Source organism: Tardiphaga sp. 768_D3_N2_1 (assembly GCF_052076105.1).
Taxonomy (GTDB): Bacteria; Pseudomonadota; Alphaproteobacteria; order Rhizobiales; family Xanthobacteraceae; genus Tardiphaga.
This window is the reverse complement of record NZ_CP197245.1, coordinates 6,057,011-6,083,462: the sequence shown is the minus strand read 5'-3', so window position 1 is coordinate 6,083,462 and position 26,452 is coordinate 6,057,011. Positions and strand designations below refer to the sequence as shown.

General features: G+C 60.1%; 24 protein-coding genes and 1 tRNA gene. 8 read left to right on the top strand and 17 right to left on the bottom strand.

Annotation, left to right across the window (positions count from 1 at the left end; translation table 11 throughout):
* A partial coding sequence (locus AB8A27_RS28580; protein WP_441244782.1) for an NfeD family protein occupies nt 1–185 on the top strand: 185 nt, incomplete at its 5' end.
* Nucleotides 182–946, top strand: coding sequence for a slipin family protein (locus tag AB8A27_RS28575; RefSeq protein ID WP_441244781.1), 765 nt, complete (start codon nt 182–184; stop codon nt 944–946). The genes AB8A27_RS28580 and AB8A27_RS28575, both read left to right, overlap by 4 nt.
* Nucleotides 947–1,051: 105 nt before the next feature.
* Here the strand turns inward: AB8A27_RS28575 and AB8A27_RS28570 are convergent, their stop codons facing one another.
* The 8 genes from AB8A27_RS28570 to coxB all read right to left on the bottom strand — a co-directional run bounded on the left by AB8A27_RS28570 (nt 1,052) and on the right by coxB (nt 6,656).
* Nucleotides 1,052–1,255: a hypothetical protein gene (locus AB8A27_RS28570; RefSeq protein ID WP_092139916.1), complete on the bottom strand. Its 204-nt coding sequence runs from the start codon at nt 1,253–1,255 to the stop codon at nt 1,052–1,054.
* A 55-nt stretch (nt 1,256–1,310) separates the two neighbouring features.
* Nucleotides 1,311–1,718, bottom strand: coding sequence for a c-type cytochrome (locus AB8A27_RS28565; RefSeq protein WP_441244780.1), 408 nt, complete (start codon nt 1,716–1,718; stop codon nt 1,311–1,313).
* Between the two features lie 103 nt (nt 1,719–1,821).
* The gene (locus AB8A27_RS28560) at nt 1,822–2,115 is read right to left on the bottom strand and encodes a GYD domain-containing protein (protein ID WP_092139920.1); all 294 of its coding nucleotides are present in this window, start codon (nt 2,113–2,115) and stop codon (nt 1,822–1,824) included.
* 36 nt (nt 2,116–2,151) lie between these two features.
* Nucleotides 2,152–2,517 carry a cytochrome C oxidase subunit IV family protein gene (locus AB8A27_RS28555; RefSeq protein ID WP_115031414.1) on the bottom strand — a complete coding sequence of 122 codons (366 nt, stop codon included), beginning with the start codon at nt 2,515–2,517 and terminating at the stop codon, nt 2,152–2,154.
* Nucleotides 2,518–2,526: 9 nt separating this feature from the next.
* Entirely contained in the window at nt 2,527–3,249 is a 723-nt protein-coding gene (locus tag AB8A27_RS28550; RefSeq protein ID WP_441244779.1) for a heme-copper oxidase subunit III family protein, read from the bottom strand.
* Between the two features lie 16 nt (nt 3,250–3,265).
* A complete protein-coding gene (locus tag AB8A27_RS28545) occupies nt 3,266–3,970 on the bottom strand; it encodes a cytochrome c oxidase subunit 3 (RefSeq protein ID WP_441244778.1) in 705 nt (234 codons plus the stop codon).
* Nucleotides 3,967–5,742 carry a cytochrome c oxidase subunit I gene (gene ctaD / locus AB8A27_RS28540; RefSeq protein WP_441244777.1) on the bottom strand — a complete coding sequence of 592 codons (1,776 nt, stop codon included), beginning with the start codon at nt 5,740–5,742 and terminating at the stop codon, nt 3,967–3,969. The genes AB8A27_RS28545 and ctaD overlap by 4 nt, the downstream gene beginning before the upstream one ends.
* A gap of 80 nt (nt 5,743–5,822) precedes the next feature.
* Complete coding sequence (gene coxB / locus AB8A27_RS28535) at nt 5,823–6,656, bottom strand: cytochrome c oxidase subunit II (protein ID WP_441244776.1); 834 nt, start codon at nt 6,654–6,656, stop codon at nt 5,823–5,825.
* Between the two features lie 598 nt (nt 6,657–7,254).
* Between coxB and AB8A27_RS28530 the strand changes: the two genes are divergently transcribed.
* Nucleotides 7,255–8,166, top strand: coding sequence for a DUF2189 domain-containing protein (locus AB8A27_RS28530; protein ID WP_441245066.1), 912 nt, complete (start codon nt 7,255–7,257; stop codon nt 8,164–8,166).
* A 181-nt stretch (nt 8,167–8,347) separates the two neighbouring features.
* On the opposite strand, the gene AB8A27_RS28525 is transcribed toward AB8A27_RS28530, so the two are convergent.
* The 6 genes from AB8A27_RS28525 to AB8A27_RS28500 form a co-directional block, all read right to left on the bottom strand.
* The gene (locus AB8A27_RS28525; protein ID WP_441244775.1) at nt 8,348–9,220 is read right to left on the bottom strand and encodes an amidohydrolase family protein; all 873 of its coding nucleotides are present in this window, start codon (nt 9,218–9,220) and stop codon (nt 8,348–8,350) included.
* Nucleotides 9,221–9,232: 12 nt separating this feature from the next.
* Nucleotides 9,233–9,625: a RidA family protein gene (locus tag AB8A27_RS28520; RefSeq protein WP_115031419.1), complete on the bottom strand. Its 393-nt coding sequence runs from the start codon at nt 9,623–9,625 to the stop codon at nt 9,233–9,235.
* A gap of 22 nt (nt 9,626–9,647) precedes the next feature.
* A complete protein-coding gene (gene hpaH, locus AB8A27_RS28515; protein ID WP_441244774.1) occupies nt 9,648–10,451 on the bottom strand; it encodes a 2-oxo-hept-4-ene-1,7-dioate hydratase in 804 nt (267 codons plus the stop codon).
* A gap of 2 nt (nt 10,452–10,453) precedes the next feature.
* Complete coding sequence (locus AB8A27_RS28510; protein ID WP_441244773.1) at nt 10,454–11,314, bottom strand: fumarylacetoacetate hydrolase family protein; 861 nt, start codon at nt 11,312–11,314, stop codon at nt 10,454–10,456.
* Nucleotides 11,315–11,398: 84 nt separating this feature from the next.
* Complete coding sequence (locus AB8A27_RS28505; RefSeq protein WP_441244772.1) at nt 11,399–12,007, bottom strand: flavin reductase family protein; 609 nt, start codon at nt 12,005–12,007, stop codon at nt 11,399–11,401.
* A 3-nt stretch (nt 12,008–12,010) separates the two neighbouring features.
* Nucleotides 12,011–12,976: a Bug family tripartite tricarboxylate transporter substrate binding protein gene (locus AB8A27_RS28500; protein WP_441244771.1), complete on the bottom strand. Its 966-nt coding sequence runs from the start codon at nt 12,974–12,976 to the stop codon at nt 12,011–12,013.
* 134 nt (nt 12,977–13,110) lie between these two features.
* Here AB8A27_RS28500 and AB8A27_RS28495 point away from each other — a divergent pair, with 134 nt between their 5' ends.
* Nucleotides 13,111–13,899, top strand: a complete 789-nt coding sequence (locus AB8A27_RS28495) for an IclR family transcriptional regulator (RefSeq protein WP_441244770.1) — start codon at nt 13,111–13,113, stop codon at nt 13,897–13,899.
* Nucleotides 13,900–14,065: 166 nt separating this feature from the next.
* Here the strand turns inward: AB8A27_RS28495 and AB8A27_RS28490 are convergent, their stop codons facing one another.
* Nucleotides 14,066–16,435, bottom strand: coding sequence for an Ig-like domain repeat protein (locus AB8A27_RS28490; RefSeq protein ID WP_441245065.1), 2,370 nt, complete (start codon nt 16,433–16,435; stop codon nt 14,066–14,068).
* A gap of 360 nt (nt 16,436–16,795) precedes the next feature.
* On the opposite strand from AB8A27_RS28490, the gene AB8A27_RS28485 reads away from it, so the two are divergent.
* A complete protein-coding gene (locus AB8A27_RS28485; RefSeq protein ID WP_441244769.1) occupies nt 16,796–21,622 on the top strand; it encodes an NAD-glutamate dehydrogenase in 4,827 nt (1,608 codons plus the stop codon).
* A gap of 215 nt (nt 21,623–21,837) precedes the next feature.
* Here the strand turns inward: AB8A27_RS28485 and AB8A27_RS28480 are convergent.
* Nucleotides 21,838–21,914 (bottom strand) — tRNA-Arg (locus tag AB8A27_RS28480).
* A 160-nt stretch (nt 21,915–22,074) separates the two neighbouring features.
* On the bottom strand, nt 22,075–23,502 hold the full coding sequence (locus AB8A27_RS28475; RefSeq protein WP_092141762.1) for an ATP-binding protein: 1,428 nt from the start codon (nt 23,500–23,502) through the stop codon (nt 22,075–22,077).
* Between the two features lie 448 nt (nt 23,503–23,950).
* On the opposite strand from AB8A27_RS28475, the gene rpmH reads away from it, so the two are divergent.
* The 3 genes from rpmH (at nt 23,951) to yidC (ending at nt 26,405) form a co-directional block, all read left to right on the top strand.
* The gene (rpmH, locus tag AB8A27_RS28470; RefSeq protein ID WP_011471298.1) at nt 23,951–24,085 is read left to right on the top strand and encodes a 50S ribosomal protein L34; all 135 of its coding nucleotides are present in this window, start codon (nt 23,951–23,953) and stop codon (nt 24,083–24,085) included.
* A gap of 24 nt (nt 24,086–24,109) precedes the next feature.
* Nucleotides 24,110–24,472, top strand: a complete 363-nt coding sequence (gene rnpA, locus AB8A27_RS28465) for a ribonuclease P protein component (RefSeq protein ID WP_441244768.1) — start codon at nt 24,110–24,112, stop codon at nt 24,470–24,472.
* A gap of 73 nt (nt 24,473–24,545) precedes the next feature.
* A complete protein-coding gene (yidC, locus tag AB8A27_RS28460; protein WP_441244767.1) occupies nt 24,546–26,405 on the top strand; it encodes a membrane protein insertase YidC in 1,860 nt (619 codons plus the stop codon).
* The last annotated feature ends 47 nt before the right edge of the window (nt 26,406–26,452 follow it).

Genomic DNA, 26,452 nt, shown 5'->3' with positions numbered 1-26,452 from the left:
GCGCCGAGGTTCTCGACTGGAACGACATCGAAGGCCACGTCTTCACGCAGGGTGAACGCTGGCAAGCCCGCGGCACGGAAGCATTCAAGCCTGGAGAAATGGTCGAGATAGCCAGCATCACGGATCTGACACTGATGGTGCGTCGCCAGCCGGCACTCAGCGCCGGCGAAGGAGGTGTGCGATGATGCTCGATTACATAACCTATTCATTGCTCGCGATCATCCTGATCGCCTTTCTCTCCTCCGCCATTCGCATCCTGCGGGAATACGAGCGCGGCATCGTCTTCACGCTCGGACGCTTCACCGGCGTGAAAGGTCCGGGCCTTTTCATCCTGATTCCGTTCGTGCAGCAGATGGTGAAGGCCGATCTCAGGGTGATGGTACAAGATGTGCCGCCGCAGGACGTCATTTCCCGCGACAACGTTTCCGTCAAGGTGAATGCTGTTCTCTATTTCCGCATCGTCGATCCGGAACGTGCGATCATCAAGGTCGGAAATTACATGGCCGCGACCAGCCAATTGGCGCAGACTACGCTGCGCTCGGTGCTCGGCAAGCATGAGCTGGATGAAATGCTCGCAGAGCGCGACAAACTCAACGCCGACATTCAGGAGATCCTCGATCAGCAAACCGATGCGTGGGGGATCAAGGTCACCAACATCGAGATCAAGGATATCGACCTCAATGAAAACATGGTGCGTGCCATCGCCAAGCAGGCCGAGGCGGAACGGCTGCGGCGGGCGAAAGTGATCAATGCGATAGGCGAGCAGCAAGCCGCCGAGAAGCTCGTCGAGGCCGGCCGGATCCTCGCTCTGGAGCCGCAGGCGATGCAACTGCGTTATTTTGCGGCGTTGCACGACATTGCAGGCGAACGATCATCGACTGTGGTCTTCCCGCTGCCGATGGATCTGCTCAGCCATATAGCGCCGCGGCCGGGCGGAACATCGTGACTACCTTCTTATACTTCGGCGCCAGCTGAAGTTTTCGGCTAGAGTTTGCCATAACCATTCGAACGAACCATGACCTGCACCGGCTTGCTCATCCCCCATTTACCATCAATGAGTATCCTCGGCGTGCTCGTCGGCAGGCACATGTGACGGGTGTCGTGCGTCACCGCGCCGGTTTTGTGGGCGCACGTACATGGTCATCGCTTCCGGGAGCTCCGCCTTGACTCTCAGCGCCGCAACAAGCGCATCCTCGGCGTCCACGACGACATGGCCTGCCTTGCCCTTTAACTTGAATCCAACGGTAAATTGCATCTGCGCACCACCTCGTCTTCACTGCACTCGTCTTCACTGCAATTGTATCACCCGCCTACTTTGCTCCAGCGGGCGCCATCTCAGCCTTCTTTCCTGTCGCGTCGAACTGTTTGAGATAGGCAACAACATCGTCAATCTGCTTCGGAACTTTGAGGCCCGGAAACGTCATTTTGGTGCCGGGGATCTTGGCCTTCGGATCCTTGATGTATTCGCGGAAGGTTGCTTCATCCCAGGTGATCCCGGAATTCCGGTTCGCAGGTGAATAGCTGTAACCTGCAACCGTTCCGGCCTTGCGTCCAAAAAGCCCGTTGAGCTCGGGCCCGACTGCATTCTTGGCGTTCTCCCCGATCTGGTGGCACGCTCTGCACTGGGTAAATATTTTCTCTCCCGATGCAGCATCCTGCGCGAATGCAGAAGCGGTTGAGAGAATTCCGGCTCCGAGTACGCAAGCGAAAATTCGCATACGACCACTCCATGTCTGCCAACTCTGAAGGTCGACAACCAAGATAGATCGACATGTCATCTGGCCGACGCGTGGCACTCGCGGGCGTGCCTCCGGTCCGCAATCAGCCCAGCGACTTGATGATCTCCCGATAAGCCGTTTCGGGAAACGCTTTCAATGTGCGCGTTCGAATGTTTCCCAGCATACCCAGCTGCAAGTTGAACCGTGCCGCGACGGCATCGTCCGGCGCTTCGTAGACCGCGACCATGTCATAGTCGCCCATGGTCAGAAAAAACGATTTGAACTCTCCATCCATATCCTTGAGAGCTTTTTTCGCCAGATCAAGGCGACGCGGCGAGTCCTTGACGTGTTGCACACCTTGATCGGTCCAGTTTGCAAGCATGATATATGTGGTCATGGAAGTCCTCCTTGTGCGCGAGACCCCCGCTCACCTTTACGCCCCAGCCTTGAAGAAAATGATCCGGCTCAACAGCGTGTAGTCCGACTCAAACACCATGATTCCGACAAAGACCAGCAACAGCAACGGCGGGAGCAGGATGGCGTAGGCCAAAGCCAGACGCTCCCACGCCATGTGCATGAAGACCGCAACGATCAAGCCTGCCTTCAACATCATGAACAACACTATGAGAGACCACCTCAGATGTCCCTGCAGGTTGAAGTAGTCCACGAGGTAAGAGCCTGTACTCAGGACAAACAGCCATCCCCAGACTACGAGATAAAGCTTGATTGGGTGCTGATGTCCCTCGGCATGGGCCGTAGGGGTTGCATGGGGTGCTGCATGTAGCGTGACTTCAGCCATGTTTTTCCCTCACCAAAGATAGAAAAAGGCAAAGATAAACACCCATACCAAATCGACGAAATGCCAATACAGGCCAGTGATTTCGACGATCTCGTAGTTCCCCTTCCTGCTTGTGAAAAATCCCCGGCGTCCAGTCTCGAAATCTCCGCGCCAGACCTTTCGCGCAATGATGATCAGGAAAATCACGCCAATTGTTACGTGCGTGCCGTGGAACCCCGTGATCATGAAAAAGGATGAGCCAAATTGCTCCGCGCCCCACGGGTTTTCCCAGGGCCTCACCCCCTCCATAATCAGCTTGGTCCATTCGAAAGCCTGCATTCCGACAAATGTCGCGCCGAACGCAGCGGTCACCAACATCAGGATCGCCGTTTTGTGGCGATCGTGGCGGTAGCCGAAATTAACGGCCATAGCCATGGTCCCGCTGCTGCTAATCAGCACGAAGGTCATGATGGCGATCAGAATGAGCGGAATGTGTTGTCCAGCAATCGTCAGAGCGAAAACTTCACTCGGGTTTGGCCAGGCCACCGTCGTGGACATGCGTGCCGTCATGTACGACAGCAGGAAGCAACCGAAGATGAATGTATCGCTGAGGAGAAAGATCCACATCATGGCCTTTCCCCACGAAACATTCTTGAATGCCCGTTGATCCGAGGACCAGTCGGCGACAATGCCCTGCCAGCCCGAGATCATTGTTCGGCGCTTTTCGATGTTTGTCAGCACAGTCTCTGCCATCGCATCGATGCCTTTCCTATGTCAGCAACTGGCGACAGATGGTGACGAAATCATCCGCCCACCCTGTCAGCAGGGCGAACAGGATCAACCAGACCAAAAGCAGGAAATGCCAATACATCGTGCATAGTTCCACGCTCAAACGCAGGCGCGGGATTTCAACACCGCGCCATGCCTTGACGATGGTTCTGCCCAGAGCCACGAGACCGCCGAGCAAGTGCAGTCCATGAACCGCGGTGATCAGATAGAAGAAGGCGTTGGCAGGATTGGCCGCCAGAAAGTAGCCCCCGGTGTTGAGCTGCTGCCACACCAGCAACTGACCTATCAGAAAAACAACGGCGGCAACGCCGCTTGCAAGGAGACCGATCAGCACGCTCTCGCTGTCGTCCCGATGTGCGGAAACCTGCGCCCATTGCAACGCGCCGCTGCTCACGATCAGAACACCAGTGTTGAACCACAGCAATCCGGGCACCGGCAGCGACCGCCAGTCGATCAATTGCATGCGCATGGAGTAAGCGCTGACGAAGAGCGCAAACAACGACCCGACGACCGCGAGAAACACACCCAGACCGATTTTTGCCGCCGGCAACGATATCGAACTTCCGCCGGGAAAATCGCCGACCGCTCCCTCCTCCAGCCAAGGCTTGGCCGCAAGCCGTTGCTGCGAGAGCCACCATCCCGCAATGGCCGCTATTCCAGCCATGAACAGGACAATGGCCGTCATGGATGCGCGCCCTTCGGTGTCAGACTGGCCGGCGGTTCATTCTGGGGAATGAAATCTCGTGCAGCGCCGGGCACGCTATAGTCATAAGCCCAGCGATAGACGATCGGGAGCTCTTTGCCCCAGTTGCCATGCGCAGGCGGCGTCTCCGGCGTTTGCCACTCAAGCGTGGTCGCGTTCCACGGATTGCCGCCAGCCTCCTTGCCCTTGGACAGGCTCCGGATCATGTTGAACACAAAGACCAGCTGGGCAAAACCGACGATAAGCGCGGCTATACTCATGAATGCATTCAGGTCATGAGCCGACGCCGGGACGAACGCCGTCCCGCCGATGTCATGATAGCGGCGCGGCATCCCCAACAGCCCGAGATAGTGCATGGGGAAGAAGACCGCGTAGGCTCCGAGGAAAGTGACCCAAAAATGGAAACGCCCCAGCGTCTCGTTCAGCATCCGTCCCGTCACTTTCGGATACCAGTGATAGATCGCGCCAAACACGACCATGATCGGCGCAACGCCCATCACCATGTGAAAATGGGCGACCACGAACATGGTGTCGGACAGCGGAACGTCGACGACGACGTTGCCAAGGAACAGGCCCGTCAAGCCGCCGTTGACGAAGGTGATGATGAACGCGAGCGCGAACAGCATCGGAATGGTGAGGTGAATGTCGCCGCGCCACAGGGTCAGGATCCAGTTGTAAACCTTGATCGCCGTGGGGATCGCGATGATGAGGGTCGTTGTCGCGAAGAAAAAGCCGAACTTCGGATTCATGCCGCTGACATACATGTGGTGCGCCCACACCACGAAGCTCAGCGCTCCGATTCCGACAATCGCCCACACCATCATGCGATAGCCGAAAATATTCTTTCGTGCATGAGTACTGATGAGATCAGAGACAATGCCGAAAGCAGGTAGCGCAACAATGTAGACCTCGGGATGGCCGAAAAACCAGAACAGGTGCTGAAACAGCAGCGGACTGCCCCCGCCGTATTTCCCCAGCTGCCCCATCTCCACCAGCGTTGGCATAAAGAAGCTGGTGCCAAGAAGCCGATCGAACAGCATCATCACCGAGGCGACGAACAAGGCTGGAAATGCAAGCAATGCCATCACGGTTGCTGTAAAGATGCCCCACACCGTCAGAGGCAGCCGCATCAGCGTCATTCCGCGCGTGCGACCCTGCAGCACAGTCACGACGTAATTCAAGCCACCCATGGTGAAGCCGATAATGAACAGGATCAGCGACACCAGCATCAAGATGATGCCTGCTTCCTGTCCGGGGCTTCCGGAAAGAATGGCCTGCGGCGGATATAACGTCCATCCCGCACCTGTCGGGCCGCCCGGCACGAAGAAAGTCGAAGCCAGCACCAAGACTGCAAGCAGATAAATCCAGTAGCTCAGCATGTTCGCATAGGGGAAAACCATGTCGCGAGCGCCGACCATCAGCGGGATGAGATAATTCCCGAAGCCCCCGAGGAACAGCGCTGTGAGAAGGTAGATCACCATGATCATGCCATGCATGGTGATAAACTGGAGATACTGACTCGGATCGATAAACGAAAACGTTCCGGGAAAACCGAGTTGCAGTCGCATAAGCCACGACAGCACCAGCGCGACCATACCGATGGCCATTGCCGTAACAGCATACTGGACCGCAATGATCTTGGCATCTTGCGAGAAGACGTATCGCGTCCACCAGCTTCTCGGGTGATAGAGATCGACCTCACCCACTTCGGCCGGCGGAATTCCTGCAAGTACGTCAGACGGGACATCAACCATTAAAATGTCCTCCCGGATTTATCTTCTGATCATCGCTCACCATGAGCGTTACGACGTACAACGCCGCCGCACCGGTCCTGCTATTTGCCGCGGGTCGTGTAAGTCGCCTTCATGATGATGCGATGACCGTATAACGCTGCGAATGTCTGCTGCTTCTCCAGCCATGCATGATATTCGCTCTCTTCCTGGACGATGACGTTGCTCCGCATTTGCGCATGCGCGATGCCGCACAGTTCCGCGCAAAGAACCTCGAATGTTCCTGTGCGCGTGGGAGTGAACCAGAAATACGTGACCGAGCCCGGCACCATATCCATCTTCGCCCGGAACTCGGGCACATAGAAATCGTGCAGAACGTCGATTGAACGGAGCAATACCTTGACCGGCTTCCCGATCGGGAGGTGCAAATCGTCGTTCTCAACCACGACGTCGTCCTGGCCGTTAGGATCGTTCGGATTCAAGCCTAGTGGATTCTCGGCACTGACATTGCGGGCATCGACCGTCCCGAGCCGGCCGTCTTTTCCGGGCAACCGATAGCTCCAGCGCCATTGCTGGCCCATGACCTCAATTTCTGTCGCATCGTGGGGCACCGTCACAAACTGATGCCAGACAACCAAACCGGGCGCCAACATCGCCCCGACACCGATCGCAGTCCCTATGGTGAGCCACCATTCGAGCCTTTTGTTTTCGGGCTCATAGGCCGCCTGTCTTCCTTCCCTGTGATGAAAGCGGAAGATGCAATAGGCGATGAATGCGACGACCGCGAAGAAAACCACCCCCGTGATCCAGAACGTCATGGTGATCGTGTCGTCGATGTAATTCCAGTTTGAAGCGATCGGTGTCCACCACCACGGGCTCAGGAGGTGAAACAGCACCGAGGCGACCGCGACCAACAGCAGTAAGAATGCTACAGCCATCCCTTGTTCATCCTTGCCTCTAGAGGCTGCGGACAAGACTTAGAAAAGGGCGCAGTTCATGTCTGCATCGATGGCTGATTTTGAGCCCGCCATCACAATGCTGGCCGCCTTGCCCTCTAACCGGTCGCAATATCGAATTCGAAAAGTTGCGATCGCTGGTGTCGTCGAACTACGGGCACTTGCCACTACAGGATGTTCCCCGGCAGGCTTGATTGTCAATAGACCGGCTTATTCCTCACGACAGACGATAGCACCACGATCGACCTGTTGAACGACGCGCGTGCAACGGATTTCCATATCGCACTGCAATGCACGATGTGTGCGCCCACCCGACAAACAAGTGATACTCCGATTGCCATCAGCCACGGGACGAAACGTAGACCTTGCAAAAGAAGAAATCACCGAACTGTGCGTGCTATTCTTTCCGGATTGCGTTAGACTCGCTGCACAGGTTGCGACAGGTTTTGCTCGGCAAAGCTCTCTTCGTTGAACTTGGCCGTCTTCCAGAACCAGTCGCGATTTCTGCGCACGAAGGCGAATGCTCGTCATTTGAGAATGACCCGATCTCGCCGGTGCGAACGCGTGGGAGATCGTGACCATGGCTACTCCGTATTCTGACAATATCCCGCAGACAGCACCTGGCGCTTCCGATAGCGTCGCCGCGCCCGTCATTCGCAAGATCGGGTTGTCCGATCTGCACGATGCGTTGCGGCTGGGCTGGGAGGACTTCAAGGCGGTTCCGAGTCACGCCATTATTCTGTGCGTCATCTATCCTGTTCTCGGGCTTGTGCTGGCCAGAATGACCCTTGGCTATTCGGTGTTACCACTGCTTTTCCCGCTAGCCGCCGGCTTTGCATTGATTGGTCCTTTTGCAGCCCTCGGTCTCTATGAACTCAGCCGACGCCGCGAACGCGGCGAAGAAGCGTCCGCCTGGCATGCGATCGACGTGCTACGCTCGCCGTCCTTTGGGGCCATGCTTGGCCTCGGCACGCTCCTGCTCATTCTGTTCGTGGTCTGGGTGACCACTGCGAATACAATTTACGTCTCGAAGTTCGGCAATGCCCCCGCGGCCAGCATTCCCGATTTCGCATCGCGCATCCTCACAACGACAGAAGGACACCAACTGATCGTCCAGGGCTGCGGTGTCGGACTATTGTTTGCCATCGTAGCCCTATGCGTGAGCGTCGTGGCGTTTCCGCTGATGCTCGACCGGCATGCCAATGTGACAGATGCAGTTCAGACCTCGCTGCGGGTCGTAATGAAAAATCCCGTGACGATGGCGGCATGGGGTCTGATTGTCGCCGCGCTGCTGGTGGCCGGTTCGCTACCGTTATTCGTCGGTCTCGCCGTTGTTCTGCCCCTGCTCGGCCACGCCACCTGGCATCTTTATCGCAAGGTGCTGGAACCGGATCCGAATCCTCGGCAGGAGCCGCCCCGTCCACCGAAAGGGCGGCGCTATGCGGCCGATTTTCCGGTATCTCTCTTCCCGTGGGGCCGTGATAGACCGTAGGTCGAAACAAACCTCCGGGGACGCTGGTTTACGACTATATGGCTGCGGTTATGAGCGCTCGGATGTGCCTCCCGCGCGCGAGAGGTTCTGACTCACTCGCCGAAACGATCGAGATCATCGACCGACCCCGGATATCTGCCGGAAGTGGATTCCCTCCCGGCAGGGTGTGAGCCATTATCTATCAGGAGAACCCAAACAGCTTCGCCGGGTTGGTGACCAATATCTTTTCCAGCAAGGCATCGTCCGGCGCGTAGCGATAGAGCAATTCAAGCAGGTCGGCGTCGTTCGGCGGCTGAACGACCGATACGGGATGCGGCCAGTCGCTTGCCCAGACGCAGCGATCGGGCGCGGCTTCGAGATAGGCTTGTGCGATGGGAACGACGTCGTCCCACGGCGGACCTTTTCTGGACGTCTTTTCGCCGAGTGAGAGCATCACCCAGAAATTGCCTCTCGCCAGGAGATCGAGCACGGCGCGCAGGTTCGGATCGTCTTTGCCGCGCGCCGGATCCGGGCGGCCCATGTGATCGATCAGAACCGGCACTTTCAGCGACGCAATCTTGTCCAGATTGCCAACGATGCCGTCCTTCTCCGGCTGGAATTTCGCGTACCAGCCGAGCTCGTTGATGCGCGCGATGGCACGCTCATAGTCGCTGTCGGAGAGGACTGCGCCGAGCTCCTTGCGAAAGCTGAAGCGCGCCCCGCCAACGCCAGCATCGTTCAGCTTTGCGAGATAAGCATCGTCGCGCTCGGCAAAGACGAGCGCATTTGCGCAAGCCTTGTAGTTCGGCCCCATCGCCGCCAGCCCATCGAGGACCACCGAATGATCGGCACCATAGGTCGTCGTCTGCACGATGATGCCCCGCTCGATGCCAAGCGCTTTATGCACCCGAAGTGTCGCTTCCCAGGTCGCGCTCGGCATCTGATACGCCGCGCCGGGTCGAACCGGATAGCGCTCCACCGGACCCATGACATGAAACTGACTGTCGATGCTCTTCGGCGGCGGCTTGCGGGATGGCGTGCGCGGGTTCGGATCAAATGGAAGATAGTCGGGCATCTGTCTGCTCCTTTAATCGATCACCGCAGTGAAATCGCACTGCACCAGGGCGCCGCCCTCCATCTCCATGGAGAGCGCGTGACGGGCCGGGCGCGAATGCTCGTCCGGAAACATCTTGAGCCACTCGACATTGACCGGCCCGCGATTGCTGCGATCCTTCAGCCAGACCGTCATCTTGATGATGTCGTCGGTGCTGCCGCCCCCGGCTTCCACGATAGCCTTCATATGCGCGAACATGTTGGCGCACTGGCTTTCGAGATCGGGCGGCATCTCGCTTGTCTTGGGATCGCGGCCGAGGATGACGCCGGACATCAGCAGATTGTTGATGCGGCAGGCATTGGGGATCGGATTTGCGTGCTTGAACTCGCCGATATGAACGCTGCGGCGGCGCTTGGAAGATGTCATGGCTGCAGTCTCCGGGTAACGGTCAAACGAATTGACACGACACCGAGCCATACGGCCCGTAATCGGCGTGAATCGTATCGCCGCGGCTGACCTCGATCGGACGCGTGAAGGATCCGGCGAGCACCACCTCGCCCGCAGCAAGGTATTCGTCGTGCGGCGCGAGGCGATTGGCGAGCCACGCGATGCCGTTTGCCGGATGGTTCAGCACGCCGGCGGCGACGCCGGTCTCCTCGATCTGACCATTCCGGAACAGCAGCGCGCTGACCCAGCGCAGATCGACATCCAGCGGACGGAATGGACGACCGCCGACCACGAGCGCGGCATTCGCTGCGTTATCGGAGATCGTGTCCACCACCGTGCGAGGCTTCTTGGTTTGCGGATGCACCCGATGCATCCGCGTTTCCAGGATTTCGAGCGCCGGTGTGACGTAGTCTGTCGCGTTCAGTACGTCGAAGATCGTGCAATCCGGCCCGCGCAGGTCGGTCTTGAGCACGAAGGCCAGCTCGACCTCGACGCGCGGCGCGAAGAACCGCTCATAGGGGATGGTGCCGGCATCCTGATAGATCATGTCGGCGAACAGCACGCCGTAATCCGGCTCGGAGATGCTGACCGCATTCTGCATGGCCTTCGAGGTCAGGCCGATCTTGTGACCTTTGATCACCCGCCCGCGTTCGAGCTGCAGCGCCGTCCAGGTCCGCTGGATCGCATAGGCATCCTCGATGGTGAGATCGGGATAATCGGCGGTGAACATGGTGATGAGCGTCTTGGTCCGCTCCGCTTCGTCGAGGCGACGCGCCAGCGTATCGATGACTGCCTGATCAAGCACCGTTATTTCTCCTCTGCGACGACGTTGCGAAGAATGCCGATCTGCCCGGACTCGACCTCGACGACATCGCCTGGCTTGAGCCAACGCGGCGGCGTGAAGCGGGCGCCGGCGCCGGTCGGCGTTCCGGTCGCGATCATGTCGCCGGGCTTCAAGGTGGCGAAGGTCGACAGATAGGAAATCAGATAGTCGAAGGTGAACATCAGCCGCTCAGTCGAGTCGTTCTGACGCTCCTCCCCGTTCACCCGTGTGACGATATCGTGCGTCCCCTGCGGATCGCATTCGTCGGCCGTGACGATCCACGGCCCGACGCTGCCGGAACGATCGAAGTTCTTGCCCTGCGTGACGTTGAACTTGCCGTGGTGCAGCCAGTCCCGCACCGAGCCTTCGTTACAGAGAGTCATACCGAAGATGTGCGACCACGCATTCTCGCGCGTGATGTGACGGCCTTCCTTGCCGATGACAATCACGAGCTCGCCTTCGTAGTCGAGCTGCTCGGAGATCTTCGGCTTTTCAATCGGCTGATCGGAGCCGACCACCGACGACGGGTTGCGGACGAACAGGCTCGGATATCTCGGCAGATCCGAGTTGTCCTTGTATTCGGCGTTGCGGTCCTTGTAGTTGACGCCGATGCACCACAGCTTCTCCGGCGCCGGGATCGGCGGCAGCAAGACCAGATCCGACAGTCGATGATCGGGTTTGCGGCCGGCGCTCACCTGCTTCGCCTTCGCCAGCCCGTTGCCGGCGATCAGCCTGCGCAGATCGGGAAATTCCGATCCGAGCAATGCGCTGAGATCGATGACGCCATCATCGGTCGCTACGCCGTAATGGCTGCTTCCGCCGGTCAAATAGCTGCATAGTTTCATGAGGGCCTCTTGAACAATTCACTGGATCGATTGCCGCCGGGCGCTGGAACGGTTGCTCGAATTGCGCCCGCGACGTTGATCCAACTACTTCGATGTCTGGAACACGGACTTCAACGTGACGATCTCGCCCAGCCGCGCGTAACGCGGACCGGCGATGCGGGCGATCGGATCGAGGCTCTCGGTCTCGATCTTGTCGTTGATGAGCAGATCGTCCTTGATGTGAAATGCGACCACTTCGCCGACGATCAGCCGGCTGCGGGTATCGCCGAATTCGAGGCATTGTCGAAATCGGCATTCCATCGCGACAGGCGCCGCCGTCAGCCGCGGCACCCCGATATGGTCGCTGGGAGTCGTCTCGAGACCGAGGACTTCGACCTCGCTCACCTCCGGCGGATGTTCAGCGGAGCTTTCGTGAACCGCCGACAGCAACGGCGAATCCGCGATGTGAATGACATATTCTTCGCGATCCAGGATGTTGCGTGCGGTGTCTTTGTAGACACCTGATTTGCGGCCGACGCTGATTGCCAGCATCGGCGGCTTGGGCGAGACAAAGGTAAAAGCACTGAATGGCGCAAGGTTGACGGTACCTGCATGCGACATGCTGGTCACCCATGCGATCGGTCGCGGGACGACGATGCCGGTGAGCAGACGATAGGCCTTTTCGGCGCCAAGTTCAGCGGGATCGATCTTCATTCGTCAATCCGCTTTCACGTTGGCCTTGCGCACGACCGGAATCCACTTGGCGTCCTCGCGATCGAGATAAGCTCTGAATTCACCCGACGTCATCGGGAACGCTTCGGCGCCAAGCTTTTCGAACTTGTCGATGACGCCTGGCTCTTTAAGGATCTCAGCCAGCGCCTTGTTCAATTTATCGGTGATCGGAGCGGGCGTGTTCGCCGGAGCAAACAGCCCTGTGAACGTTTGGCCGTCAAAATCCGGATAGCCAAGCTCGGCGAAAGTAGGCACGTCCGGAAGCGTCTTCAGTCGATGTGGGCTCGTGACCGCCAGGGCGCGCAGCATTCCACTCTTGATGTATTGAAGGCTGACCGACAGTTGATCGAATGCGAACTGAACCTGTCCGCCGAGAAGGTCATTGGTCGCGGGCGCATTGCCGCGATAATGCGCCGTCACCCAACGAATATCGAGCTTCGACTGCATAAGTTCGCTGAGCAGGTGATTGGTGGTGCCCGGCCCCGGAGAGGCCATCGTCAGCTTGCCCGGATCGCGCTTCGCGAGGTCGAGCAATTCGGCAAACGACGTGGCCTTCACGGAAGGATGAACCTCGAGCACCAGCGGCGTCATCGAGATGCTCGAGATCGGCAGGAAGTCGCGCTTCCAGTTGTAGGCATCGCGCTTGTTGATTTCGGGAGCGAAGAGAACCGGACCATTGGCGCCAACCATGAGCGTGTAGCCATCATTCGGCGCTTTCGCGAGCGCTTCCCCGGCGATCATGCCGCCAGCGCCCGACTTGTTTTCGATCACGAAGGGCTGGCCCAATTTTTCTTGCAGCCGATCCGCGACGATGCGCGCCGCGCTATCGACATTGCCGCCGGCCGGATAGGGCACGATCAGTTTGACAATGCGCGCGGGCCATTCCTGGGCTGTCGCCGCGCCATTAACCAGCGTCGCAACAATGGCTGCAGCGATCCATAGCGACCTCATCATTTCCTCCCGCAGATGCGACTTTCACGCCGCTGACCGTATGTTCGACGCCGATTGGGACCAGCGCTCTTGCGGCGAACCATTGGTTCAACCGCTTTACTTGTCGATGCCAATATGCGGTTATTGTCCACATTATGGACAATGGACTGCCGATAACACTGGATCCGGAGCCGCGACAAGGCGCACAGGCGATCCGGCGCGCGCTCTTCCTCCTTCGCGTGCTCGCAGCGGGCGGTGAGAGCGGATTGCCGTTGAAAGAAGTCGTCCAGGCGACGCGTCTGTCGCGCCCGACCGTACACCGGATCATCCATGTCCTGATGGAGGAGGGGCTCGTCGAGCGCCACGAGCGCTCGGGTCGCTATGCAATCGGCACGCAGGTCCCTGAATTGGCACTCGCTCGCCCATCGCGCTCGCCATTGCTCGCAGCAGCGGACGACATTTTGCGCGAAACGTCGCAACGGATCGGCGACACACTGTTTCTAACGGTGCGCACCGGCAACGACACTTTATGCGTGGATAGGAGAATTGGCTCATATCCGATCCAGGTACTCTCGATCGCTGTCGGCGCGCGGCGGCCGCTCGGCGTCAGCAGCGCAGGCGTCGCCATCCTGGCCGCGTTACCGGCTCAAGAGTCACGCAGGATCGTTGCGACGAATGAACCTCGTTTCGCGGGATATCGGACCGACCGGCAGACCGTGCTGTCGGAGATCGCCGATGCCCGGCGTAGGGGCTATGGCGTGCGCGAAGTCGGATTGGTCCAGGGCACGAAATCGATCTCGACCTGGATCAAGACAGCCGATGGCGATCCGGCGGCGGCCCTCACCATATCGGCCGTCCGAACACGGCTCGGCCCGCGACGCGAGCAGGAAGTTGTCGAAACGCTTCTGAAGGCGGCTTACGAGATCGAGCAGAAAATCCGGTGAGCAAGCACGCGTCATCCAATCCAAAGCAAAAGTCCGCTTGCGTATAAGCAGTGATTGAGCGGCCAATCGACGGCTGGCGTTTCTAGTTCGAACGGAAAATCTGGCGTGCCATTAAGGATAAAACTGCGAACATTCATGTCATTGAAATATACAACTCTTCGTCGCCTCAAAATGGAACCGATGCTCGTCCACGGAACGTCCAGATTTGTACGTTGCTCCCGATACCGCCGAGCTCGGCGCCAAGAGCGACAGTGGCTTCGTTGCCGAGGCGCGCCGCCACGCCTCCCGTGACGCGCGCGGACCAGCCATCGAGCAGCGGGACGGAAGCCAGCGGCACGGTCCCGGCCAACGCCAGGGCCGCGGCATCGTCGCCGGTGAAGTAGTAGTCAGCATAGAAACCCGCATAAGGCGCGAGCATCACGGCGGCGCTGGTGGGCCAGGGATAACTAAGCTTGATGCCGGCCGAGGCGCGCCCGGTGAAAAAAGTACGATCCGCCTGCAGAGCGCCGAGCGAATCCGTATAGGCGTTCTCGCGTTCCCACAGCGCATAGAACTTCGCCGAAGGCTCGATATCGAAGCCGTAAGTCTTGTGGTTGCCGGTCAGCCCGCTCGACACCAGCCAGCGATGACCGCTGAAGCTGCCCGTAGCGGTGCCTGCAGTGCCGTCGTAGCCGATCCCGGAATATGCCGCAGCTGCATCGAAGCGGAGTCCCGGCGCGAACCTCCAGCCGAGATATGAGCCGAGCGTCCAGCCGTCCCCTTTGAGATGCCCGCTCAAGGCGTCGGATCGGTAGTCGAAGGTCTCATAGCCGCCGAACGCCCCGACCAGAAAATTCGGTGTGACCCTGCGTGTAAGGCCCATGAGAGCATTAACCTGACTGCCGTACAGAATGGGTGCCGATGTCGATGACCCCCAGCGATCGATGCCGCTGCCTTTGACATCCGCCCACAACAGCCAGTCCTTCGGCGCGGCGGTGCGCAACCCGGGCGCCCTGGCGGGCATCGCACTGCGATTGATCGCCGCGAAGGCATCATCGACACGAGATGCGCCTTGCGGCGATTGCGATTGCGATTGCGATTGCGCATAGCTGTTGACACTGCCCGGCAGGCTGCTGCTGCGCCCGTACAATCCATTCCATCGATCCGGCACATCCGCGCCGGCGGTTGCGGCCTGCGGTTGATCGGGATCGGCGGAGAAGTTGAAACGGATGCCGCCTCCACTCGGCGTAACCAGGTTGCCGCCATCGCTAAAGCCTTCGGAGATCGCGGTATCGATCGCACCGGTAATAACGGCGCCCGAATTTTGCGCCACGACCTTGGTTGCGATAACCTGCAGGGCCCGCAGTTTCAGACTGTCCTGCGGCATGTTCACCGCCTGCAGCAGCGCTGCCGACGTACTGGTCTTGAAGTTGTCGTTGCCGGCATAGACCGCGGTGATGGTGTGGGTGCCGGCCGTCAGCGCCGAGGTCGTCAGGGTGGCGATCCCGCCAGTCAAAGTCGCGCTGCCGATTGCAGCACCGCCGTCGTTGAAGCTCACCGTGCCGGCCGGCGTGGCGCTTCCGCTTGTCACGGTTGCTGTGAAGGTGACAGCCTGGCCCAGCGTGCTTGGATTGACGGACGAGACAAGGACTGTCGTCGTCGCCGCCGCCGTCGCCGGGTTCACGATCTGGGGCCCTATAAACGTAACGGTCGTGTTGTTGGTATCGCCGCTATAGATCGCGGAGATTGCATGGGTTCCGACCGTCAGCGCCGATGTGCTCAATGTCGCCACTCCGCCGCTGAGGGTGCCGGTGCCCAGCGTCGTCGCGCCGTCCATGAACGTCACCGTGCCGGTGGGCGATGAGCCCGACACTGTCGCGGTGAAAGTGACGGCCTGTCCCGGGAGGCTCGGATTGGGCGACGCGGCCAACGCAATACCGCTGGCGGCCTGGGCGATAACGACGTTTTGGGTGACCTGGCTTGCGGCCGCGTAAATGCCACCGCCAGCCTGATCGGCGGCAAGCGTGCAGGTGCCGGCGCTGATCATGGTCACTATACCGCCGGTAACCGTGCAGACGCCCGTGGTCAGCGAGGAATAAGCCACCGCCAGGCCGCTGCTTGTCGTGGCCAGCGGATTGACCACAAACGTGCCACCGCTGACATATGTCCGTCCTGCCTGGGCGCCGAAGGTGATCGTCTGGCTGTTGACCGGTCCGACTGTATAATTATTCGAAACGGCAGTGCCGACCCCGGCTTCGCTGCCGACGTTTATCACCCCGGTCAGGTTCAGAACTACCTGGTTGGTTGCGGCCGTCACACCCGAAGCTGCGGTGAGGGTGATCGTGTAGGTTATGTTGTCCGAAGTCCCGAGACTTGACAAAGTAGCTGCGGTGGCCGTCAGGTCAGTGAAATCAAAGCCGGTCACCGCTTCAGAGAAGGTGACTGTCACGGCCGCCGCCGCCACTTGACCATTGGCCAGTTGATCCGGAGTGACAGTGACGGTCGCTGTAGGGGGCGACGCTTTGGCTGATGTCGAAACGGCAAGACATGCGAACACGACAAGTGCGGCCAGCTTGATGTTGCCTAAGATGCGACCAAACACCTGACCCCCAGCACGTCGTCTTGCGATATTCTCAGCAGGCAGCCGTTGGTCGCACAGCAGAACACGCCAGGCAAGTAAATTAATACCGTTCTTTATATCTCACAGGCGGCGTGAGGCTCGTCGGCATCGATTCCGGCCTCACGACACACCTCACAACTCCGCGCGCCACGGCGGCTCCGGGATGCTAATATCGTCGAGGCCGCACGACCGAAGATTTCACCTGTGCGATTGAATCGCGGTCGGGAAACAATGGCGCACGAAGAGATGCACTCCAAAAACAACGGCCGACCGTAATTGCGGTTAATCGGCTGGGACGTGGAGGACGTTATGGCGTGGCGTGACGACAAGGCCCGTGCAACTCTGATCCGCGACGCGGCGGGAAGCGTGCAGCCGGGCAAGGCTCCCCGATCCTTTGCCGAGCTTATGTTCGGCTACACCAATGTCGAGGACCTCGCCAGTTACGATGCCTCCTCGCTTGCCTTCCTGGCGGAGCAAGCCTGGGAGCATGTACAGCGACGCACGGCGGGTCGTGCCGATATCCGCGTCGTCAATCCGATGATGCCGGACGGGCGCGAGATATCCGTGCTCGAAATTCTCAACGACGATATGCCTTTCCTGTTCGATTCCATCATGGCGGAGCTCGCCGAGCAGGGTATCGAAGTCACCCTCGTCTCTCACCCCATCATCGCGGTGGAGCGCGATGACCAAGGCAAGCTCCTGCACTTCTACGGTGAAGCATTGCCGGAAGGGGCAAAAGGCGCGCGAGAGAGCCTGATTCACCTCCACATCACCCGCCTCGACGCCGACGCTGACCGCGAGAGGCTAATTGACGGCCTCGCCAGAACGTTGAGCGACGTGCGCGCCTGCGTCGCGGACTGGCGCGTCATGCGCGACCGCGTCGAGGACGCGATCAAGACATTCTCTTCCAATCCGCCGCCGCTACCGATCGACGAGGTCGCCGAGGCCAACCAGTTCCTGCAATGGCTGTGCGCGGACAATTTCACCTTTCTCGGCGTGCGCGAATATCGTTTCTCGCCCGACGGCGATGCGTCGGACGACATCACGACCGCTGAGGGCCTCGGCATCCTCCGCGACCCCGATGTAAAGGTCCTGCGCCGCGGCAGCGAAATGGTGGTGATGACGTCGGAAATTCGCGAGTTCATGCGCGAGCCGACCCTACTCATCGTCATCAAGGCCAATGTGAGTAGCCGCGTTCATCGCCGCATCCGGATGGATTATATCGGCATCAAGCTCTATGCGCCCGACGGCCGACTCGAGGGTGAATTGCGAGTCGTCGGCCTGTTCACCTCAGGCGCCTATACGCGCTCGGTCCGACAGATCCCCTATATTCGCCACAAGGTATCGCGGGTGCTCCAGCGCGCCGGCTTCGATCCGAACAGCCATTCGGGCAAAGCGCTGATGCATATCCTCGAGGAATATCCGCGAGACGAACTATTCCAGGTCGACATCGACACCCTCTTCAATTTCGTCATGGAAATCCTGATCCTCTATGAGCGCCCCCGCGTCCGGGCGCTCGCTCGGGTCGACAAGTTCGATCGCTTCGTCTCCATCCTCGTCTTCATTCCGCGCGACAAATACGACACTGATGTGCGCATGCGCATCGGCGCCTTCCTGTCGCAGAGCTACAAGGGGATGCTGGCGGCCTCCTACGCGTCTTTCCCCGAAGGAGCATTGGCGCGCGTTCACTACATCATCGGACGCTATGAGGGTAAGACTCCTGCCGTCGAACGCGCCACGTTGGAAGCTGGGATCCACGCCATTGCCGCGACCTGGGCCGACAAGCTGAAGGCCGCGCTGACTGCGTCTACCGATGGCATGCGGGCGCGCATGCTCGCCAATCGCTATGCCCAGGCCTTTACCGGAGGCTATACCGAGGCCTCCACGGCAGAACAGGCGATAGCCGATATCGCCACCATCGAAAGGCTCACGCCGACCCGCCCGGTGACGATTTCGGTTCATCGCTTCGAGGGAGAGGATGATCCCAAACGCTTCGGCCTGAAGGTGTTCTCGGATGCCGCGCCGCTGTCGCTATCCTATCGCGTGCCGGTGATCGAAAATCACGGCCTGCGCGTGGTCGATGAACGTACCTATCAGATCGTGCCCGGTGCCAGGCCGGAGCCGGTGTGGCTGCATGACATGACGATCGAGACCAGCGATGACCAGCCGATCGAGATCAACCGGGAATTCAGCCATCGGCTCGAAGCCTCGATCATGGCGGTGGTCGGTGATCGAGCCGAATCCGACGGATATAACGGGCTGATCCTGCGCACAGCCCTGGGCTGGCGCGAAGTCTCGACCATCCGGGCGCTGTCCCACTATTTGCACCAGATCCGCGCGCCGTTCAGCCAGGACTATATGTGGGAGACTCTGCGCAAGAACGCGGCAATCACCGCCAATCTCGTCGCGCTGTTCCAGACCCGCCTCGATCCACGCCTCGCCCTTACTGATTCCGAGCGCTCGGCCCAAGAGACCGCCCTCCTTGCCGATATCGAGGAGCAGCTCAAATCCGTCGCATCGCTCGACGAAGATCGCATCCTCCGCCGTTTCACCAATCTGGTGCAGTCCACCATCCGCACCAATTTGTGGCAGGTCGGCGAGGACGGACATCCGCGTCCGGTGATCTCCTTCAAGTTCGACGCGCGCGGAATCGAGGACCTGCCAGCTCCACGACCGCTCTACGAGATTTTCGTCTATTCCCCCCGCGTCGAAGGCATTCACCTGCGCTTTGGCAAGGTTGCGCGCGGCGGACTGCGGTGGTCAGATCGGCCGCAGGACTTCCGCACCGAGATCCTCGGCCTGGTCAAGGCCCAGCAGGTCAAGAACGCCGTGATCGTGCCGGTCGGCGCCAAAGGCGGCTTCGTGCCCAAGCGCCTACCGCCGCCCTCCAGCCGCGACGCATGGCTCGCGGAAGGCACCGAAGCCTATCGCATCTTCGTTCGCTCGCTGCTCGAACTCACCGACAATCTCGACGGCGATGACCTCCTCCCGCCCGACTCGACCATACGGCATGATGGTGACGATCCTTATCTGGTCGTCGCCGCCGACAAGGGCACTGCCACCTTCTCCGACATCGCCAACGCGATTTCGGCCGAGAAGAACCATTGGCTCGGCGATGCCTTCGCCTCCGGCGGCAGCCAGGGCTACGACCACAAGAAGATGGGGATTACGGCACGAGGCGCATGGGAGGCGGTCAAACGCCACTTCCGCGAGCTCGGCACCGACATTCAGACCATGCCTTTCACCGTGGTCGGCGTCGGCGACATGTCCGGCGACGTCTTCGGCAATGGCATGCTACTCTCACCGGCGATCAAACTCGTTGCGGCATTCGATCACCGCGACATCTTCATCGATCCCTCCCCCGATCCGGCGATCAGCTACGCCGAACGCAAGCGCCTGTTCGACTTGCCGCGATCGAGCTGGCAGGACTACAACAAATCGCTGATCTCGCAGGGCGGCGGCGTGTTCTCGCGCTCCCTCAAGGCGATTCCGCTCGCACCGGAAGTACGCGCCGTGCTCGATCTCGACAAACCGCACGCAACACCCTTCGAGGTGATGACGGCGATACTGAAGGCGCGCGCGGACCTCCTGTGGTTTGGCGGCATCGGCACCTATATCCGGGCATCGGTGGAGAGCGACGATCAGGCCGGCGACCGCGCCAATGATCCGATCCGCATCACCGGGACCGACGTTCGCGCCAGGGTGATCGGCGAAGGCGCCAATCTCGGCGTCACCCAGCGCGGCCGCATCGAAGCGGCGCAAACAGGCGTCAAGCTCAACACCGACGCGATCGACAATTCGGCCGGCGTGAATACGTCCGACGTCGAGGTCAATATCAAGATCGCATTGGCGCGCCCCGAGCGCGAGGGACGCCTCAGCCCGGCTGACCGTAACACCCTGCTTGCCGCGATGACCGACGAAGTCGGTGCCCTCGTCCTGCGCAACAACTATCTGCAGACGCTCGCGCTCTCACTCGCCGAGCGCAAGGGCGTGGCCGAGACCGGTTTCCTCACTCGCCTGATGCAGTCGCTCGAGCAGCGCAGCCTGCTCAGCCGCGCGGTCGAATTCCTACCCGACGACGCCGTGCTCACCGAACGCACACGGCGCGGGCAGTCCCTGACACGGCCTGAACTCGCCGTGTTGCTCGCCTACGCTAAACTGACGCTCTATGACGACCTGCTCGGCACCAGTGTGCCGGACGATCCTTATCTTGCCCGCGAGCTCTCCGGGTATTTTCCGCGCCAGGTTCAGGACAGGTTCCCGACAGCGGTAGAGTTCCATCGCCTCCGACGCGAAATCATCGCGACCAGCCTCGTCAATACGGTCATCAACCGCGGCGGCCCGGCGTGTATCGTGCGTCTTATCGACGAAACCGATGCCGATATCCCCACCATCGTCATGGCCTATGTGGCGGTGGATGAATCCTACGGGCTCAAGTGGCTAAATGATGCGATCGATACACTCGACGCCTGCATCGAAGGGCAGTTGCAGTTGTCCCTCTACGAGGCGGTCCAGGACCTTCTGCTTTCCCGGATGGTCTGGTACGTGCGCAATATTGATTTCAAGGACGGCCTCGAGGCGGTGATCGCACGTTTCGGCCCGGGTATTCGCGAGATCAGGGCCTCTCTCGACAACACCCTGCCACCGGATTTGCAGGCAGCGCGCGGCAAGCGCCGGCAAGAGTTGACCGATGCCGGGGTCCCGTCCGGCCTCGCCGGCGAGCTGGCCGATCTCGACATCCTGGTCTCGGCGCCGGACATCGTGACGGTCGCCGAGCGCACCAGCCGCAGCATCGGCGATGCCGCCGCGACGTTCTTTGCCGCCGAGGCCAATTTCCGTCTCGACCGCATTATCGCCGCCGCGCGCAGCGTGCCAACCAGCGATCGTTTCGAACGCCTCGCCATCGACCGCGCCGTCGACCTAATCGCGGCTGCCGAAAGAGGCCTCGCCGCGGACATGCTGGCAACCGGCCAATCCGGCCAGCAGGCTGCGGAGACCTGGCTTGCAGCTCATCCCGAGGCGACGCGCATCCGCCGCGCAGTCGAGGAGATTGCTGCTGGCGGCCTGACGCTCGCCAAGCTGATGGTGGCGGCAAACCTGCTGGGGGACTTGGTCAAAGATTGAGGCGTGCTGCACCACCTGGTGGAGTAAGCGGTGAAGCGAGTGCAATCGAAATCCCTGGAGGACCCCACCTAGAAAACCTTCGAGTGCCATGTCGATGGACCGAGGCCGTCGCCTGGCTCGAGAAAAGTCGGCCCGACGTTGTGGCAAGGATCCCGTAAGCTACGAGAAGCGCGGCAACGGCGACTATGGTTGGCGGCATCACAATGAAGCGGAGATGGCGCGCCCGAAAGGATTCGAACCTCTGACCCCGTGATTCGTAGTCACGTGCTCTATCCAGCTGAGCTACGGGCGCGTGCCGCGATGTGTGGGGCCAAAAGTCAGAGCCGCCAACATCGAATGCGTTTCGGAAACGGTGTTTGCGAAAGCGGGCCATAGCTACCGGGTCGAGCCCGGCTTGGCAAGCGCCCTGAGCCGCTTATTTCACTCCTGTGACATGCCAGATTAATGGCAGCTTAAGCCCTCGCGCGTTCGGTGCGGATGCTGTGCAGTTCCACAGGCCGATCCGGCAGGCTGATCCTGAAGGTGGCACCCAAAGTGCCTTCCACAAGGTGAATATCGCCGTCATGGGCGCGGACGAGTTCGGCTGCGATCGCGAGGCCCAGCCCGCTACCACCGGGACGGGACGAGCCCTGAAACGCCTCAAACAGATGATCGCGCGCCTGCTGCGGGACGCCGGGGCCGGTGTCGGACACTTCGAGAATGGTCACAGCGCCTTCGCGGCGGCCGGTAATGCGGATCTGCTGCGGGGCGACGTCGCTCTGTGGCTGCCCCTCCAGCGCCTGGGCTGCATTGCGGACCAGATTGAGCAAAATACGAAATAACTGATCGGGATCAGCATCAACCATCAACCCGCGCTCGATGGCGTTGACCCAGCCGATCGACGCGTCGGTCGCGAGCCCTGCCGATTCGCGGACTTCATTAACAACCGGTTCAACCAGCATCATTTTGCGATCAGGGGCAGCTTCCTGCGCGCGGCCATAAGAGAGTGTCGACTGGCAGAAGGCGATGGCGCGTTCCAGCGAACGCATCAGCTTCGGCGCGAAGCGCTGCACGCGCGGATCGGGCACGCTCGAGAGCTGATCGGACAGCAATTGCGACGATGCAAGCAGGTTGCGCAGGTCATGATTAATCTTCGAGACCGCAAGGCCTAGCGCGGCAAGGCGGCTCTTCTGATGCAGCATTGAGACGAGATCGCGCTGCATGTCGGACAATTCGCGCTCCGCCACGCCGATTTCGTCCGCGCGCTGGCTGGGCACGATGATCCGCGCCGAACTCTCGGGGTTTTCATGGAAAGCCACGAGATTGGCCGTCAGATTCCGCATCGGCCGCACGAACAGGTAATGCAGCGCCAGATAGACCAAACCTGCCGTGAGAATCGCCAGCCCGAGCGATACCCACAGCAAATTGCTGGAGAAGCGATACATCGCCTGCCGCAGCGGTAATTCATCCACCACCACTTCAATGAATTGCGCCCCGCCAGGCGCCGGCCCGATGATACGCATTGTCTGATCGCCGGTTTCCAGCATGACTTCGAACGCATCGACAATCGCCGACCACACCGTCATCGACCGCATGTCGATGTCATGATCGATCTGCGCCGGAAGATCCGCGCTGGCGAGCAGACGGCGCTGCTGGCCCATCTTGATGGCTACCGCACGGGCGCCGATGCTGCTCAGGATCTGCCGCGACAGCGATTCCGGGACCATGCCGAGCGGCGCAGCGTCCAGCACCAGCGCTGCCGTATTGGCCGCGGCCAGCCTGTCGTTCAGCCGGTTGATCCGGAAATTGGCGATCGAGGGCACATAAATGAGAATTTCGGCAATCAGCACCAGTGGAATGGTGAGCAGCAACAGCTTGCCCGACAGCCCCAGCCGTCGCATGGGGCCGAGCCTGAACGCGGGCTCGATGGGCTTTTCGCCGGCCGAAGACACAATATTGGCCTCTGATCTCACGGTCTGACGCTGAACTATCGGGAGATACGGGTCCAACGACGATTTGTTACGATGATGTTTGCGACCAGTTCTTAAATTTGTCCGCTGAGCGAACAGACTTAAGCCATAGAGCAATTTCACAACCGCCAACAACCTGAAAACACCGGGAAATTGGGATTAATCCCTTGGTTCCAGGAATCTGGCGGAGCGGAACACCGCTACAGGGCAACATTGACGAAAACAGGACGCTCCCGTATAAGCCCGCCAACTGTCCGCGATGGCCCGGTCTTGGATCGGGTGCGGCTCGTCTTTGGGCCGGAAATGGCTCATTGAGCCAACATCTTAGGACTTACCTCAAATTAACTTGGCGAATTGCCCGGTCAGCGGAGTACGACCCGTGAAGCGGACTTATCAACCCAGCAAATTGGTGCGCAAGCGCCGTCACGGCTTCCGCGCTCGCCTGGCGACCGTTGGCGGCCGCAAGGTTCTGGCTGCGCGCCGCGCACGCGGCCGCAAGCGCCTCAGCGCCTGATCGGATCTCCTCCGAGAGTTCATCATGGACCGGTTACGGCAGCGGGCGGACTTTCTCGCCGCTGCCAATGGGCCGCGGATGAACAGCCCTGCCTTTGTACTGCAGACCCGGCGACGTGACGATGACGGCCCGATCAGGGTCGGCTTCACCGTGACCAAAAAAAACGGAACCGCCACCGAGCGGAACCGGATCCGGCGCAGGCTTCGCGAACTGGTGAAGCGCGTCGATGTCTTATCCATGCGACCCCACAGCGATTATGTGCTAGTCGGCCGTCGTGTCGCGCTCCAACGCGATTTCACGATGATGCTCGACGACCTCCGCTCGGCGCTGCACCGCCTCGATCGGCAATCTTCTAAGACGCAATCTTCTAAAACCAGCGTGACCTGACGCTCCCAGCCTGCGACAAGCGCGCAGCCGGAAGCGAGAGCCGCACCCGCATTTGAATGACGAGACCTGAACGATGACCGACAATCGCAACACCATCATTGCCGTCATTCTGTCCGGCCTGGTGCTGATCGGCTGGCAATATTTCTACAACATCCCGCAGATGGAGAAGCAGCGCGCGCAGACCGCGACGCAGAGCCAGCTCGCCAACCCGACTGCACAGTCAGGCACCACACCCGGCAGCACGACGCCGACGGCGAACTCCACGGCGGCAGGCGGCGCGCCGGCGAATGTCGCCCCGGCCAATGCTCCGATCGTCAGCCGCGATAGCGCCATTGCAGCTTCGCAGCGCGTCAAGATCGACACCCCGCGAATCTCCGGCAGCATCGCGCTGAAGGGCGCGCGTATCGATGACATCTCGCTGACCAAGTTCCGCGACACCGTGGATCCGAAGTCGCCGGCGATCGTGCTGTTCTCCCCTTCGGGCACGGCCGCACCTTATTACGCCGAGTTCGGCTGGGTCGCCGCCGCCGGTGCAAACACAAAGATTCCCGACCAGAACACCCAGTGGCAGCAGGAGGGCTCCAACGCCCTGACGCCGACCACGCCTGTGGTTTTGAAGTACAACAACGGCGACGGCCTGACATTCACCCGCACCATCTCGATCGACGATCGCTACCTGTTCTCGGTCAAGGATGACGTCAGCAATATCGGCAACGCGCCGGTGACGCTGTATCCGTTCGCGCTGATCTCGCGCCACGGCACGCCGCATGTCGAAGGCTACTACATCCTGCATGAAGGCCTCGTCGGCTATCTCGGCGACCAGGGCCTGCAGGAATACGGTTACAAGAAGATCGACGAAGCCAAGGTGGTGAATTTCAAGGTCACCAATGCCTGGCTCGGCATCACCGACAAATACTGGGCCTCGGCCCTTCTGCCCGACACCAATGCGCAGCTGCAGGCCCGGTTCTCGTCGAACCTGAGCGGCACCCAGCGGACCTACCAGACCGACTATCTGCAGGACGCGCAGACCATCGCGATCGGCGGCACCGGCACGGCCAATGCCCGTCTGTTCGCAGGCGCCAAGGAAGCTGGCACCGTTGGCATCAACTTCCCGCTGGCCGTCGGCCTCGGCGGCTATAATCAGGCACTCGGCCTCAACCATTTCGATCTTCTGATCGACTGGGGCTGGTTCTACTTCATCACCAAGCCGATGTTCCTGGCGCTCGACTGGTTCTTCCACCTGTTCGGCAATTTCGGCATCGCCATTCTGCTGGTGACCGTGCTGGTGAAGATCCTGTTCTTCCCGCTGGCCAGCAAGTCCTACGCCTCTATGGCGAAGATGAAGGCCGTGCAGCCGCAGCTGGCGGCGCTCAAGGAGCGCTTCCCTGACGACAAGATGAAGCAGCAGCAGGAGATGATGGAAATCTACAAGAAGGAGAAGATCAACCCGATCGCCGGTTGTCTTCCCGTCATGCTGCAGATCCCGGTGTTCTTCTCGCTCTACAAGGTTCTGTTCGTCACCATCGAAATGCGCCACGCGCCGTTCTTCGGCTGGATCAAGGATCTCTCGGCGCATGATCCGACCAACCTGTTCAACCTGTTCGGCCTGATCCCGTTCGATCCGACGACGATTCCTGTGTTCGGCCACTACCTCGCGCTCGGCATCTGGCCGATCATCATGGGCATCACGATGTGGTTCCAGATGAAGCTGAACCCGACGCCGCCGGATCCGACGCAGAAGATGATCTTCGACTGGATGCCGTTGATCTTCACCTTCATGCTGGCCGGCTTCCCGGCGGGTCTTGTGATCTACTGGGCCTGGAACAACCTGCTCTCGGTCATGCAGCAGGCCTACATCATGAACCGCAATGGCGTGAAGGTTGAACTGTTTGACAATATCAAGTCGACTTTCGTGAAGAAGAAGACCACCTGATCAAACCAATGAGCTGACGTCCCCGGCGCAAGCCGGGGCGCAGGCCG

Bases quoted from the DNA above. Each gene is read 5' to 3' on its own strand.
- AB8A27_RS28510 (WP_441244773.1), bottom strand. From the start codon at position 11,314: ATGAAACTATGCAGCTATTTGACCGGCGGAAGCAGCCATTACGGCGTA.
- ctaD (WP_441244777.1), bottom strand. From the start codon at position 5,742: ATGGTTGATGTCCCGTCTGACGTACTTGCAGGAATTCCGCCGGCCGAA.
- AB8A27_RS28475 (WP_092141762.1), bottom strand. From the start codon at position 23,502: ATGCGACGGCTGGGGCTGTCGGGCAAGCTGTTGCTGCTCACCATTCCA.
- AB8A27_RS28555 (WP_115031414.1), bottom strand. From the start codon at position 2,517: ATGGCTGAAGTCACGCTACATGCAGCACCCCATGCAACCCCTACGGCC.
- AB8A27_RS28545 (WP_441244778.1), bottom strand. From the start codon at position 3,970: ATGACGGCCATTGTCCTGTTCATGGCTGGAATAGCGGCCATTGCGGGA.
- AB8A27_RS28530 (WP_441245066.1), top strand. From the start codon at position 7,255: ATGGCTACTCCGTATTCTGACAATATCCCGCAGACAGCACCTGGCGCT.
- AB8A27_RS28520 (WP_115031419.1), bottom strand. From the start codon at position 9,625: ATGACATCTTCCAAGCGCCGCCGCAGCGTTCATATCGGCGAGTTCAAG.
- AB8A27_RS28550 (WP_441244779.1), bottom strand. From the start codon at position 3,249: ATGGCAGAGACTGTGCTGACAAACATCGAAAAGCGCCGAACAATGATC.
- AB8A27_RS28570 (WP_092139916.1), bottom strand. From the start codon at position 1,255: ATGCAATTTACCGTTGGATTCAAGTTAAAGGGCAAGGCAGGCCATGTC.
- AB8A27_RS28495 (WP_441244770.1), top strand. From the start codon at position 13,111: ATGGACAATGGACTGCCGATAACACTGGATCCGGAGCCGCGACAAGGC.
- AB8A27_RS28565 (WP_441244780.1), bottom strand. From the start codon at position 1,718: ATGCGAATTTTCGCTTGCGTACTCGGAGCCGGAATTCTCTCAACCGCT.
- coxB (WP_441244776.1), bottom strand. From the start codon at position 6,656: ATGGCTGTAGCATTCTTACTGCTGTTGGTCGCGGTCGCCTCGGTGCTG.
- AB8A27_RS28575 (WP_441244781.1), top strand. From the start codon at position 182: ATGATGCTCGATTACATAACCTATTCATTGCTCGCGATCATCCTGATC.
- yidC (WP_441244767.1), top strand. From the start codon at position 24,546: ATGACCGACAATCGCAACACCATCATTGCCGTCATTCTGTCCGGCCTG.
- AB8A27_RS28505 (WP_441244772.1), bottom strand. From the start codon at position 12,007: ATGAAGATCGATCCCGCTGAACTTGGCGCCGAAAAGGCCTATCGTCTG.
- AB8A27_RS28525 (WP_441244775.1), bottom strand. From the start codon at position 9,220: ATGCCCGACTATCTTCCATTTGATCCGAACCCGCGCACGCCATCCCGC.
- AB8A27_RS28500 (WP_441244771.1), bottom strand. From the start codon at position 12,976: ATGAGGTCGCTATGGATCGCTGCAGCCATTGTTGCGACGCTGGTTAAT.
- rnpA (WP_441244768.1), top strand. From the start codon at position 24,110: ATGGACCGGTTACGGCAGCGGGCGGACTTTCTCGCCGCTGCCAATGGG.
- AB8A27_RS28560 (WP_092139920.1), bottom strand. From the start codon at position 2,115: ATGACCACATATATCATGCTTGCAAACTGGACCGATCAAGGTGTGCAA.